11 protein-coding genes, 2 tRNA genes and 1 pseudogene are annotated in these 12,529 nt (G+C 40.9%); 7 read left to right on the forward strand and 7 right to left on the reverse strand.

All coding sequences use genetic code 11. The annotated features are described in order from the left end of the window. Positions 1-191: 191 nt before the first annotated feature. Positions 192-2,465 (reverse strand): TonB-dependent receptor domain-containing protein, encoded by a 2,274-nt coding sequence (locus PSI06_RS19770; protein ID WP_273604706.1) that lies wholly within the window; start codon positions 2,463-2,465, stop codon positions 192-194. Between the two features lie 462 nt (positions 2,466-2,927). Continuing rightward, positions 2,928-3,971 carry an alkene reductase gene (locus PSI06_RS19775; RefSeq protein WP_273604707.1) on the reverse strand — a complete coding sequence of 348 codons (1,044 nt, stop codon included), beginning with the start codon at positions 3,969-3,971 and terminating at the stop codon, positions 2,928-2,930. Between the two features lie 366 nt (positions 3,972-4,337). Between PSI06_RS19775 and PSI06_RS19780 the strand changes: the two genes are divergently transcribed. Then, positions 4,338-4,730, forward strand: a complete 393-nt coding sequence (locus PSI06_RS19780) for a DUF2750 domain-containing protein (protein WP_273604708.1) — start codon at positions 4,338-4,340, stop codon at positions 4,728-4,730. 387 nt (positions 4,731-5,117) lie between these two features. Here PSI06_RS19780 and PSI06_RS19785 read toward each other — a convergent pair whose 3' ends face one another. Next, entirely contained in the window at positions 5,118-6,158 is a 1,041-nt protein-coding gene (locus tag PSI06_RS19785; protein ID WP_273604709.1) for an OprD family outer membrane porin, read from the reverse strand. 272 nt (positions 6,159-6,430) lie between these two features. On the opposite strand from PSI06_RS19785, the gene PSI06_RS19790 reads away from it, so the two are divergent. From PSI06_RS19790 to PSI06_RS19810, 6 genes and pseudogenes are all read left to right on the forward strand, one after another. Then, entirely contained in the window at positions 6,431-7,102 is a 672-nt protein-coding gene (locus tag PSI06_RS19790; protein WP_029774040.1) for a response regulator transcription factor, read from the forward strand. Further along, positions 7,095-7,832 (forward strand): sensor histidine kinase, encoded by a 738-nt coding sequence (locus PSI06_RS19795; protein ID WP_273604710.1) that lies wholly within the window; start codon positions 7,095-7,097, stop codon positions 7,830-7,832. Before PSI06_RS19790 ends, PSI06_RS19795 begins: the two co-directional genes overlap by 8 nt. 36 nt (positions 7,833-7,868) lie before the next feature. After that, positions 7,869-8,024, forward strand: a pseudogene (locus tag PSI06_RS21540) (histidine kinase dimerization/phospho-acceptor domain-containing protein); the annotation flags it as partial. 54 nt (positions 8,025-8,078) lie between these two features. Beyond that, positions 8,079-8,540: a sensor histidine kinase gene (locus PSI06_RS19800; protein WP_337944440.1), complete on the forward strand. Its 462-nt coding sequence runs from the start codon at positions 8,079-8,081 to the stop codon at positions 8,538-8,540. Continuing rightward, the gene (locus PSI06_RS19805) at positions 8,537-8,752 is read left to right on the forward strand and encodes a hypothetical protein (protein WP_273604712.1); all 216 of its coding nucleotides are present in this window, start codon (positions 8,537-8,539) and stop codon (positions 8,750-8,752) included. The genes PSI06_RS19800 and PSI06_RS19805 overlap by 4 nt, the downstream gene beginning before the upstream one ends. Beyond that, entirely contained in the window at positions 8,749-9,603 is an 855-nt protein-coding gene (locus PSI06_RS19810) for an ABC transporter substrate-binding protein (RefSeq protein ID WP_273604714.1), read from the forward strand. The genes PSI06_RS19805 and PSI06_RS19810 overlap by 4 nt, the downstream gene beginning before the upstream one ends. A gap of 183 nt (positions 9,604-9,786) precedes the next feature. Here the strand turns inward: PSI06_RS19810 and PSI06_RS19815 are convergent, their stop codons facing one another. The 4 genes from PSI06_RS19815 to PSI06_RS19830 all read right to left on the reverse strand — a co-directional run bounded on the left by PSI06_RS19815 (position 9,787) and on the right by PSI06_RS19830 (position 12,478). Next, on the reverse strand, positions 9,787-10,491 hold the full coding sequence (locus tag PSI06_RS19815) for an amino acid adenylation (protein WP_273604713.1): 705 nt from the start codon (positions 10,489-10,491) through the stop codon (positions 9,787-9,789). A 464-nt stretch (positions 10,492-10,955) separates the two neighbouring features. Continuing rightward, positions 10,956-11,045: transfer RNA gene (locus PSI06_RS19820), tRNA-Ser, on the reverse strand. A 166-nt stretch (positions 11,046-11,211) separates the two neighbouring features. Continuing rightward, positions 11,212-12,252: a quinolinate synthase NadA gene (gene nadA, locus PSI06_RS19825; protein WP_004589501.1), complete on the reverse strand. Its 1,041-nt coding sequence runs from the start codon at positions 12,250-12,252 to the stop codon at positions 11,212-11,214. A 150-nt stretch (positions 12,253-12,402) separates the two neighbouring features. After that, positions 12,403-12,478 (reverse strand) — tRNA-Lys (locus PSI06_RS19830). Positions 12,479-12,529 lie beyond the last annotated feature (51 nt).

The raw sequence follows: 12,529 nt of genomic DNA on the forward strand, positions 1-12,529 counted from the left end.
CTACTTGCTCAACAATAGATAATTTAAAGCCTAATGTATAATCTCGCTGAGTACGCTTAACGTCTTTAGTTTTAGTGGTTTTCATAAAATAAGTCCTAAATGTGTAAACACATTTCAGGACAAGACAGTGTACCTTTAACAAAAAGCCCATCAAAGATGGGCTTTTAATTATTTACTGTACATTATGGCTATTAAAACGTAGCCGATAACGTCAGTGCTGCTGTACGTGGCGCACCAATAAAGTAAGTGCTGCCATTACCCGTACCACCCGCTAAATAGCTTTTATCGGTAACGTTATAAACAACAAAGGCAACATCAATAGCTTTAAATGGTCCTGCGTTTATATCGGTTGCGTAACCTGCGTTTAAATCAACCACGGTATAGCCATCAACTTCGCCACGCTCACCGGTGTATTTAGCCGATAAACCAAAGCGGAAATCACCGCTAAAGTAATCGGTCGATAGCACAAATAAGTCATCTACTGAGTCTATTACTTTTTCACCGGCTTCAAACCCGGGTGCATCGCCTTTGTACTCTGAGTCATTATTCGTGTACGAGCTATATACACTCCATTGTGGGCTTAGCATGTAACTTACCGACAGCTCTAAACCTTGCGATTCAATACCCCCTACGTTTAAGTAAGAGCCATTTGTACCTATGGTGTAATCAATACCGCCGGTGTCACTACCTGGGGCAATAAACGTAATACGGTTATCAAATTCAATTGAATACGCTGTTGCGGTCAGGTTTAGCGCGTTATTTTGATAACGTACACCTAAATCGATGTTTTCAGCGGTTTCAGCTTCAATGGCTGATAAATCAGAGCTGTCGCGCTCAAGCACCCCGTCTTTAATAGCAGCAAAGTTTTCGCTGTAGCTGGTAAATAGCTCGGTTGAGTTATTTAGCTGATACAAAATACCACCACTAAATAACACATCAGAGTCGCTATTAACTTTAGCGGTTGTGGCATTTTGATAATGGTCGTACTTTTCAATATCAACAAGGTACTTTTTAACACCTACGTTAAGCGTGAAATCGCCAAGGGCCATTGAATCCTGCGCGTACCATTTAAGGGTGTCGGTCTCAAAGGTGTTTTTATACTGGGTCCAGTATGGCGTGCTATCAAAGTGATGGTAAATGCTGGCATTAATTACTTTGTGCCAATCGCGAGACTCGTCACGGTCGCTTTGCTCATACCAAAAACCGGCTTCTATGTCGTGCATGCCAAACGTAGCTTGGTAGTTGGCAGTTACCCCTAAGCGGTCTTTTTTGTAATGCGTATGACGATACGACATTACAGGTATTGCCGTATAATCGTAACATGCTGGGTTTAAACCAGGGCCCGACTCCCACGGCCAGCTTAAACTTGCCGTACAACCTTCGTTTGGTGCAAGTGCGTTACCTGCGCTATCTACAAAACCGTAAGAGCCTGCGTTAGTGCCGCCCTCTGTGGTTGGGTTGCCGTTTTCATCTACTGGAGCTGTTAAATACGGTGGGATCCAATCGCCACGGCCCGAGTTTTTATGATAATAAGGGCTCACTGTAATAAGCGATGTTGGCGAAAGTGCATATTCAAACTTTAAATACGCTAACGTATTTTCACGCAGTGTACCCCAGCCCTCAGCAAACATTTGGTCGTAATGTGGAACGCCTGTCCAGTTCCACGTTAACTGATCCCACTCTGGCGTTTGTTCAAATTGCGCAAGACTTACACTGTTGTAGTTAGTCTCGCTTACATCATCGTAAGATAAACGCCCTGTAATTGTTAAATCAGCAAGCGTTGTTACAAATTTAAGCTCTGCGTGTTGATTATCTTTTCCGCCGTTGCTACCCGAGCCAATCCAGCGGCTAGTATCAGTTTGTGAGTAACTTATATACGCTTGTGTATTATCAAATAAAGTACCCGTTTCGTGCTTAACGTAAAAGCGGGTCGCATCGTGACTACCCGAGGTGTAAGCAAAAGTGGTGCTGCTATCAAGACTTGGCGCTTTACTTACAAAGTTAAATGTACCGCCTAGTGCCTCAAGCGATGCCGATTTAATATCTGAGGTGCCTTGGCCTACTTGTACAGTGGCTAAATTTTCAGTGTCTAGGTAACGGTTTGCTTTAGCGCCACCACCATAGTTTGAGCCACCGTTAGGAATACCATCAACGGTCATCCCTAATTGCTGCTGGTTTGAGTCAATACTAAAACCACGCATAGTAATTGTGGTAGACCAGTCATCGCCACCAAATGCATCGCCTTCGTTTATGCTAATGCCAGGTAAGTTATCGATAACCGATAACACACTCGAAACCGTTGTTTGTTGATCAAGCATTGCAGGCTCAATCACATTATTTGCGTAACTGGTTGGTTTTGCAGTAACGGTTATTTCTTCTATTTCGTTGTCATTTGCATAAGCTGACGTTGATACAGCCATAGCAATTGCCATGCTCAAAATCGATTTATTAGTTAAAGCGTACATTGTGATCCCGTTTGGTTTTAATTATCTAAAGTAATTATGAAAGCGGGCACAGTATGATTTCGAATTATGACAACAAAAATGAAGTTTATTTACAGGGGGGTTAAAAAAATGTGGGGTTTTTATGGCTTTGTTATGTCATTTGTAAGTCAGCCTAAGTACAAAAACCTAGGCTGGTTTATATATAAATACTAGGGCGTGTTGATCTTTGCGGATTGAAATTTGTTCAATCTAGGGGTGATTAAATCGCGGCACGAGGTTTGTAACCTAGTGGGCTAAGTAAAAACCGAGTAACAAAGAGTTTATCGCCCCTAGGCAGAACCCGAAGGGCAGCGCATGTTTGGCATTTATGCTGCGTTATCGCCTATTAATGGGGAGTAACCACACTTCATAGGCTCTGCCTTGCCTAAAAACCAAACACACTGCTGCAAATTCAAACGCCAAAGGTCAACACGCCCTAATTAATTAGAATAGTTTAGCTAACATCTCGTCACTATAAGCAACAAGCTCTTCATTATTAGCCACTTTACTAATGTAATCTGGATTAGCAATAAATGGACGACCAATCGCAATTAAATCAAACTGGTCATTGTTTATTGCTTGTTTTGCATCATGAAAACTATAGCTACCTACCCCTACAAGGCTGGTTTTAGTGTTAGCGCGCAAATACTGCGAGGTTGTTTTACCTTCTAAAGAGTCAAATTGAGTGCTGTCATCAAAAATACCGCCATGAATGTAAGCCAGCTTTTTGTCATCTAGCTGCGCTAATAAATAATCAAATACCGCTTTATCACGCTTATCCTCTTCCATATTAAAATAAGCACCTGGCGATAACCTAATTGCCGTACGCTCATTACCTACTGCATTAATAACCGCATCGGTCACTTCTATTGCAAAACGCGCCATATTTTCAGGTGTTTGGCCATATTCATCTGTGCGCTCATTTGCAGCGTAATGTAAAAACTGATCAATTAAATAACCATTTGCGCCATGAATTTCTACACCATCAAAACCAGCTTCAATGGCGTTTTCGGCCGCTTTAGCAAAGTCGGCTATCAGTGAATTAATATCCTCTTTAGTGGCCGCTTTTGGCGTAATGTACGTCAGCTCGCGCATACGTGGTACAGAGCCTTCAACACCAATTGCCGATGGCGCTAATACTTCGCCATCAAAAAAGTGAGGGTGAGCAACACGCCCAACATGCCAAAGCTGTGCAAACATTTTACCGCCGTTGGCGTGTACGGCGTCGGTTACTTTTTTCCAACCTTGAATTTGCTCGCTGGTAAATAACCCCGGTGTATTTGGGTAGCCCTGTGCATCTGGGCGAATAATAGTGGCTTCGCTAATAATTAAACCGGCATCGGCACGGCGCGCATAATATTCGACCATATCTTGCGTAGGTACTAAATTATCATCAGCCATACAACGGGTTAAAGGCGCCATAAAAACGCGATTTTTAAGTTCAAGTGAGTCGTTTAATTTATACGGGGCCAGTAAATCTGTGGTCATTGTTAAATCCTTCAGTAAGAGTATACATATGAGATGCGGCCTTTTTAACAACATTCAAGGGCAGTTTAGAATGCTCGCTCAAATATACTTAGGGAGTACCAAAACAGATCTGAATTACAAAATTAAATAACCTGAACTCGGTTAAGAGATTTACTAACATATTTTATCATGATGATAGTTAAGCTTATTTTCTCTAGCCAGAGATTTTCAGTAAATTCAACACAGTTAGCGCTTAAAATAGCTGCTAGAGATAGATTTATTACCCAGAGTTCAGGTTAAATAATAATTTTTCAACACACTATCACATAACTCGATATACTTGTAACAGTAAAATTCAAATTTGAAGCAATAAAGAGTGAGCCAATTATGACAACTGCAAATGCGACTGAAGAACAAACCGTAATTTTAGGGCTAGGGGCAAAAAAACGACTCGCTTTTATGTTTGAAACCGTACAACAGTACAAACAAGTATGGATTTTAAACGACGATGATGGCTGCGTAATGCTTGCCAACGAAGATGACGACTGTGTACCTGTGTGGCCAACCCGCGATTTTGCACAAGCTTGGGCCACGGGCGAATGGGAAGGCTGTACACCAAAAGCCATTCCGACAAAAGATTGGTTTAGCCGCTGGACACCCGGCCTTGAAGAAGACGACCTACTGATTGCGGTGTTCCCTACCGAAGAGGGCGACGGCACGATGCTTTTTCCTGATGAATTTGAAAGCCAGTTAAAAATTCCTAAAAAGAGAAAGTATTAATTTAGGGGCAGTTTTAAATGCGGCTTAAACGAATACAACTTAGCCGCATTTTTAATAGTGTAACTTTATCTCTACTTTTGAAATTTTAATAAGGTGTAGTTCTTAAAACTTAATGGTGTAATCTACATATACACGGTGATCTGCTCTATCTCCTTTTACACCATCAACACTGCCAGTTTCATCTGTGGTGTAATCTAAAAATAACCAACGTAGGCTTAAGCCTTTTACAGCCGCTACTTTGTAGCGTGTATCAATGGCCCAATATTATTCATCGGCTGTGCCACCTGCCTTACCCAAACTTGAGTTTTCTGCATCGCTGCCGCTGGTGTAATAGAACTTTGTGGTTAAACCTGCTGCCACTGCTTTTAGGTCAACACCTAAGCGAGTCTACCAAGTTGACTCATTTTGGTTTGTTAAATCGGCACCAATTAATGAGCGCGTGGGAAACGGGTTAGTCCCGTGATCGCCACTAAAGTTATCTTCAATCCAGGCATCATTCACTTTGGTAAATGCGGCGCCTAGTGTCCAAATATCTTTTTTCCAATTGGCATCTAGGTAATAGGCAAAACCATCGTTTTCACTTTTAGTAACGCCTGAAACCGCATCGAGTGCATCTTCATCATCTAAATCGTCACCCTCTGCGCCGGTTACAAATAAATCGCCATCGTCTTGTGAGGTAAATACGCCACTTGAAAGGGTTAACTTACTTTGATCGAGCTTTATAGCGTAGCTGCCTTTAAGTCCAAGCTTTGATAAGTAGTCATGAGAATTTAAATATTCTGCGTCTATTTTTAGCGCATCTTTTTTGTAGCTTGCGCCCACACCCCAAATAACACTAATTGCGCCGTTATCTGACTGGTCGGTAGAAAAATCTTCCCACTTGTCGTCGTGGCGGCGGCTCCATTTATCGTAGGCGTAACCATATACTTTGGTATTACCAAACTTGTAGTCACCAAATACGCCTCGAAAAGTATTGGGAATTGCGCGGCTACCTGAGCTTTTTAACAGCATGCTTTTGGTTTTTTGCCCGCCTATTTTTACATGGCCATTGTCGCCAAGTTTAACGTCGATAAAATATTGACCAAATTTAGAAAAACTATCGTCAACGCCGCCCTTTTCATCCCCAGCGGGTAAAATATTATTTTGTGCGCTGCCGGTTGAGTTGTAATTAAGTACGGTATAAGTAGAGACACCCATGCTAATTAAGTCATTAAAATAGCCCGATTGATAATTGAGCTCTATGCCTTGTGCAAACGTTGAGTCGTCGCTGGCGTCGTTATCGTAATCGCGGTCAAAGTAAATTGACCTTAGCTTAATATTAAATTCGTCTTGCTCTGTAAGCCCATTAAAAGAAGCGTACGAAGGAATAGAAACACAAGTTAATACTGCGCCTGTTACTGCAAATATTTTAGAGAACCGTTGAGCCATAGTTGTCTCCGCTACCTTGTTTAATTAAATTTATAGTTGTGTGTAGTGTGTATCAGTTTATTCATGTTGCAATTTACACGGCGAACCTGTCACAAACCTGTCACAAGATAATTACATTTTAGGCAATTGTATTTTTTGGCTATTAAATTAAAACTATAGCTTATCTTGCTATAAACGAAGGTATTTGCGTATTGTAAACGTTGTAGTAATTGTTTAGTGTCTTGCACAACTTAAAATTATATTTTTTAATTGCGACTTTGCGGGTGTGCTTAATGAGAATTTTAGCAGTTGAAGACGACGAAGTGTTAGGAGAAGCAATTTGCCAACGCTTCACCAAAATGGGCCAAGGTATAGACCTTGTAACCAGTGGTGATGTGGCTAATTCGCTGTTAAAACGCCATGAGTACGACCTTATTTTACTTGATTTAAACTTGCCCAATTTAAACGGTGAGCAAATATTAAAAAAGCTCAGGGCTCGCTCATCAAATACGCCTGTATTAATTTTAACGGCACGCGCTCAAGTAGAGCACCGCATAGAATTACTCGACTTAGGCGCCGACGATTACCTCACTAAACCCTTTGATTTTGGCGAATTAGAAGCCCGTTGCCGCGCCCTACTTAGGCGTAACCAAGGCCTAGGTAAAGACATTATAAGTTATGGCAATCTCGATTTTGACCGAAAATCATGCACGGTCACTATTGCTAAAGAACTTATTGATTTAAAACAACGAGAATTTAGGTTACTAGAAATATTTTTAACGCATCAAGGTAAAGTGCTTAATAAAGATGAGTTACTCGATCACTTATATTCGTTTGACGACTCACCTAGCCCCAACGCCATAGAAACCTACGTAGCAAGGCTTCGTAAAAAGCTGGTAAATAGCAGTGTTGATATAAAAACACTGCGTGGTTTAGGCTATCTTTTAGCAGAGCCTAATGAATAGCAAAACCCTCCCCTCTATTCGCCGACAGCTGCTTACAATAACCATTGCTTTAATGGTTATAATTACACTTATAACCTATTTTATGGCTAATAATTACAGTAAAAACGCCGCCCAAATTTCATACGATAGGCTACTTGCCAGTGCAGCTTTACAAATTTTTGAAAATACCCACATTGATTACCACGAAATTATTGTTGATTTACCCAGCGCTACATTCAAAACTCTCTCGATGGCCTCAAATGACAGATTGGTGTATCAAATAACGCAAAATCAAGGCGAGCACTTAACCGGCTACAATGGCTTATATCAACACATTTTGCAAAAAGCCGACACTCAGTGGCAACGTGCAGAGTATGACCCACGAGATAACCTACTGATACAATTTTGGGAAGGTGATTACAAAGGCGAAAACTACCGCTTTATTTTACTCTCAGATAAGCTTTATGAAGTGGGCGAATCGTTTGATGTAAATATTTTAATAGGCCAAACCACCCAAGCTCGCGATCAGCTCGCCTATGAAATGAATTTAAATGTAATACAAATGGTTATTTTAACGTTTGTAATAGCTATTGTGCTTATATTACTGGGAGTGAATCAAATTTTGCGCCCTATTTACAGCATAAATAAAAAAATACGTCGGCGCTCCCCCACTGATCTACGCCCTATTGATATGTCGGTTCCCAAAGAAATGGCCGATTTAATTTCAACCATTAACCATTTTATATCGTAATTAGAAGTCTCGCTTAATCATTTAAAACGCTTTACCGGTGAAGTGGCCCATCAAATAAGAACGCCCCTTGCCGGCCTTAAAAGCCAGGCGCAAAATGCCATTGAAGAAAGCAATGAAAAAATAAGAACAGAGCAGTTAAATCGTGTTTTATATTCAACAGATTTACTCGACAGCACCGTTACGCAACTGTTAAACCAAGCCACTCTTGCGCACCGCTTTCATAGCCAGCCTTTAATAACGCTTTCGTTGCCGGAGCTGGTAAAGTCTGTGTGTAGAGATGTAGCGGTATCGGCGATTCAACGCGGCGTGATCATCACATATCAAGGTGATGATAATTTAATGATCAATGGCGATTCGTTTGCACTTAGCCAAATGCTACGCAACATTTTAGAAAACGCGATTAAATTTAGCCCGCAACACAAAGAAGTTAATGTCTCTACTGAGCTTCACAGTACAGACAGTGGTTACATAGCCCGTTTATGCGTGGCTGATCAAGGCGTAGGTGTACCCGATGCGCAAAAACAACATGTGTTTGAGCGGTTTTACAAAAGTAAAGGCGACCCACGTGCCGGCAGTGGCTTAGGCTTAAGCATTGCTAAAGAGGTAGCAGAGCATCATAACGCTGCTATTAAGCTGCTTGATAACAGCCCGTCGGGGCTTATTTTTGAAATAAACTTTCCGTTAATGCTGACCGAGGACGAACATTGAAATTTTTATCGCAGATTTATATTGCCGTTGTTTTTACGTGCTTTGTAGGCTCGCCATTCGTTGCTGCAAAAACCCCTTTAGTATTTCCGGCACAAAGCGAAAATAAATCCGTGCTTAAAATATATGGCGGCGCTGATAAAATGGAAATTGCCCCTTTTTTATCGGCCTTTCAAAAAAATACCCTTTTGTACAAATTGACTACTACGAGCTGAGTACTTTCGAAGTATATAGCGAATTTTTAGCCGATGTTAAAAACCCGCCCGACGTATTATTAAGTTCAGCAATGAACTTGCAGGTAAAGTTAGTTAACGACGGTTACGCACAACCTTACAGCTCTGAGCAAACAAACAAGCTTCCTGCATGGGCTAAATGGCGAAATGAAGTATTTGGCTTTACCTATGAAACAGCGGTAATTGCATTTAATAAAGAATTTTTAGGCGCAGAGGTCGCACCAAGTAGCCGCAACGAATTATTAGAGCTAATTCGTAGGCGCAGTGAGCAAATTAAAGGCCGCATTGGCATTTATGATATCACTCAAGTGGGCATAGGTTATTTGCTGTGGGCTCATGACCGCGAGCAAAGCTCAAGCTATGGCCGAATGCTTGAATCGTTTGGCTATCACAGTACGCGTGTATTTAGACGCAGCGCCGACATACTCAAGGCACTTTCAACGGGTGAGCTCACTGTTGGCTATAACATATTAAGCTCTTATGCGCGCACATGGGCGGCGCAGCACCCTAATATTATTGTGGTGCAACCTAAAGACTACACCTCGGTTATTATGCGCAGCGCCATTATTCCTAAACATGCTAAAAATGTAATTGGCGCACAGCTATTTATTGATTACTTAGTGTCTGTACAAGGGCAAACAGACATGGCCAACTTTACTAATTTTGAGCCAATAAATAACGAAGTAAGAATTAAACAAAAACATTTACTTGATATATCAGAAGGTCAGCTTCGCCCCATCCCCCTTGGCATAGAAATATTAGTGATAGACGATCAGATGAAGCGCCAAATAATCATTCAAGAATGGGAAAACGCGTTATTTGAGTACCAATAAGCCAATGTCCTTAAAAAGTACGTCTGGCTAATTGTTAATATTTAAGTCTAAGACTTTTCGCTCCCTGTAGGGTTCCTTAAGAATTTAACTAATAATTAGGTGTTTGTTAGTACTGCTTTATTTTTTGTAATGCTATAAAAAAATATAATTTCACAAGCTTGTGAAAATTTAATCTAGCTGGCTTTAATCTTTTTTATAATCACTAAAATTAATGATATTACTTTTATCGATTATTTCGTTTGATGAGCCATCATCAAGCTGACGTGCAGTGATAAGTGATTGGCAATAATGTAATAAACGCTCTATGGGTATAAACTTCTCTTTGCGGCCAATTGCTTTATTTGTAATACGTTTAGGTTGGGTGTTTAAATAAATAGCTAACTCAATGGCAAGGTCTTTAGGTAACTCATAAAGCCCCTCTTCTTGTAGTGTTTGAGTAACCCAAAGTGCAGCATCGCTAATATGCCCGCTTATACTCAAATCGGTATTTTTAATCCAGTGGGGAGTAAACTCTGTTTTAGATAGTTCACTCAACAGCACCGCAATATCGCTGCGTGGTATTAACTGATACACCTCAAGCGTTTCAGCCATCATTAGCTGCCATTCATACTCTAAGCGCTGAGTTAATTCTTCTTGCGATAGCTTTAAACTAACCGGTATAAAAAACGTAAAGCGGCTATTCGCTTCACAAACAATGATCGTTTTTTCACGGGATTTATAGCTGTTATCAATTATCTGCAATTGCCAGTTAAAGTAATTTTGATCACTAATCAGGGTATTTACCCCCGCTTGTTTTCCTGGCTCATGTGGCAAGCGAGGTAAATCAGCTTTTAGGTATTTATTAAGTGCGTTCGAGGCGTTTAGGTTTAGTGTTATGTTATTTCTCAACTTGTTACTCTTATCATTTTTTAAATTTACGTAGATGGGTTAAGTCGCGAAGCCACGCTAGGGAGTTTGATGAACCAAACAACAAAGATATTTTCTACCCATTCGTAATTCCTAACAACTCTAATTTAACTCTTTCCTTATTTTTGTAGCCTAAGCAGTGCATTTTTGTAGAATCCTAATACCAATCGACTTAAATATTTAGCCTTTTTAGTGTGTTAAATAAAGCGTTAAAGGCGTTATAAACTTCTTATGTGGAGCAACTACATGTAGAAATTTATGCCTTGTTGTCACTCTATTTATCTATCCCTATAAATGTTTAGAAACCTAACACGATTGGTATAGAAGCGAATTAAAACTATCAGCTTTGGTAAAACGAGCTAAGAAAGGATAGAACTGCAACCTACAGATTTAACATAGTTGCAGGCACAAAAAAGGACGTCCTGAGACGTCCTGATATTGAATAATGGTGGAGGAAGAGGGATTCGAACCCTCGTTAGGGATTAACCTAAACACACTTTCCAGGCGTGCGCCTTCAGCCACTCAGCCATTCCTCCACGGTGTTGCTTAGCAACAGCGCGTTATAGTATGAAATAGGTTACACAGGTGCAAGGTCTTTTTAAGTTTGTGCTGTTAAGTGTCTAATAATCAATCAGCAATTTACTTTAGGCATAAAAAACGGCTAAACCTTAGGGTTTAACCGTTTTTTATACATTAGGCTAATTACTTAGCCATGCTAGCTGTAAAGTCTAACATGCGATTAAGTGACTTGAGCGCGCCTTCGCGTAAGTCCATATCTACAAACACTTCTTTACCGCGAGGGTCTATCAGAGCTTCTTCAATCGCTTTTAAGCCATTCATTGCCATCCACGGGCAATGTGCACAACTTTTACATGACGCGCCTTCACCCGCTGTTGGGGCTGCAAAAAACTCTTTTTCTGGGCATAGCTGCTGCATTTTGTAAAAAATACCGCGGTCTGTCGCTACAATAAACTTATCGTTATCCATTGTTTGCGCAGCTTTTATTAGTTGACTGGTTGAGCCAACCGCATCTGCTAGTGCCACTATTTCTGCAGGTGACTCTGGGTGCACCAATACACCCGCGTCTGGGTGCAGGGCTTTCATATCTTTAAGCGCTTTTGTTTTAAATTCATCGTGTACGATACATGCGCCGTTCCACATGATCATATCGGCGCCAGTATTTTTTTGAATGTAGCTACCAAGGTGTTTATCTGGGCCCCAAATAATTTTTTCACCTTGCTCATCTAGGTGCTCTACAATTTCAAGCGCGCACGATGAGGTTACAATCCAATCTGCACGGGCTTTAACCGCTGTAGAGGTGTTTGCATACACTACAACTTTACGATCAGGGTGCTGATCGCAAAACGCTGAAAACTCGTCAATAGGGCAACCAATATCTAACGAACAAGTTGCTTCTAGCGTTGGCATAACTACCGTTTTGTTTGGCGTTAAAATTTTAGCGGTTTCACCCATAAAACGTACGCCTGCAACGATGATCATGTCTGCATCGTGGCGAGCACCAAAACGTGCCATTTCTAATGAGTCGGCAACACAGCCCCCTGTTTCTTCGGCAAGTGCCTGAATTTCAGGATCTGTGTAGTAATGGGCTACCAGCACTGCATTTTTATCTTGCAGTAGTTGTTTAATACGTGCTTTATATTCGCCTTGCTCGTCTTTAGTTAACGGCGCTGGCTTAGGAGGAAAGATATAACCTTCAGGCATAATAGTTTGAGCTAGACTCATGTTCTCGACCACTTCATCTACAGTGCATTAATTATGGCAAATTATACGAGAATACACGGGCAAATAACAGCTATCTGGGCATGCTGTTTATAAATAAAAATAAGAAGCTGATTTAAATAAAATAAGGGAAGAGTTGAGATTTTTTAGAAGTGGTGGGTCATGATGGACTTGAACCATCGACCAATGGATTAAAAGTCCACTGCTCTACCAACTGAGCTAATGACCCGCTCTATGTGCTTACTATTTAAGTGAGCTACGTAAATCCGCCGATTGAACC

Source organism: Pseudoalteromonas sp. GABNS16E (assembly GCF_028598715.1).
GTDB lineage: Bacteria > Pseudomonadota > Gammaproteobacteria > Enterobacterales > Alteromonadaceae > Pseudoalteromonas > Pseudoalteromonas atlantica.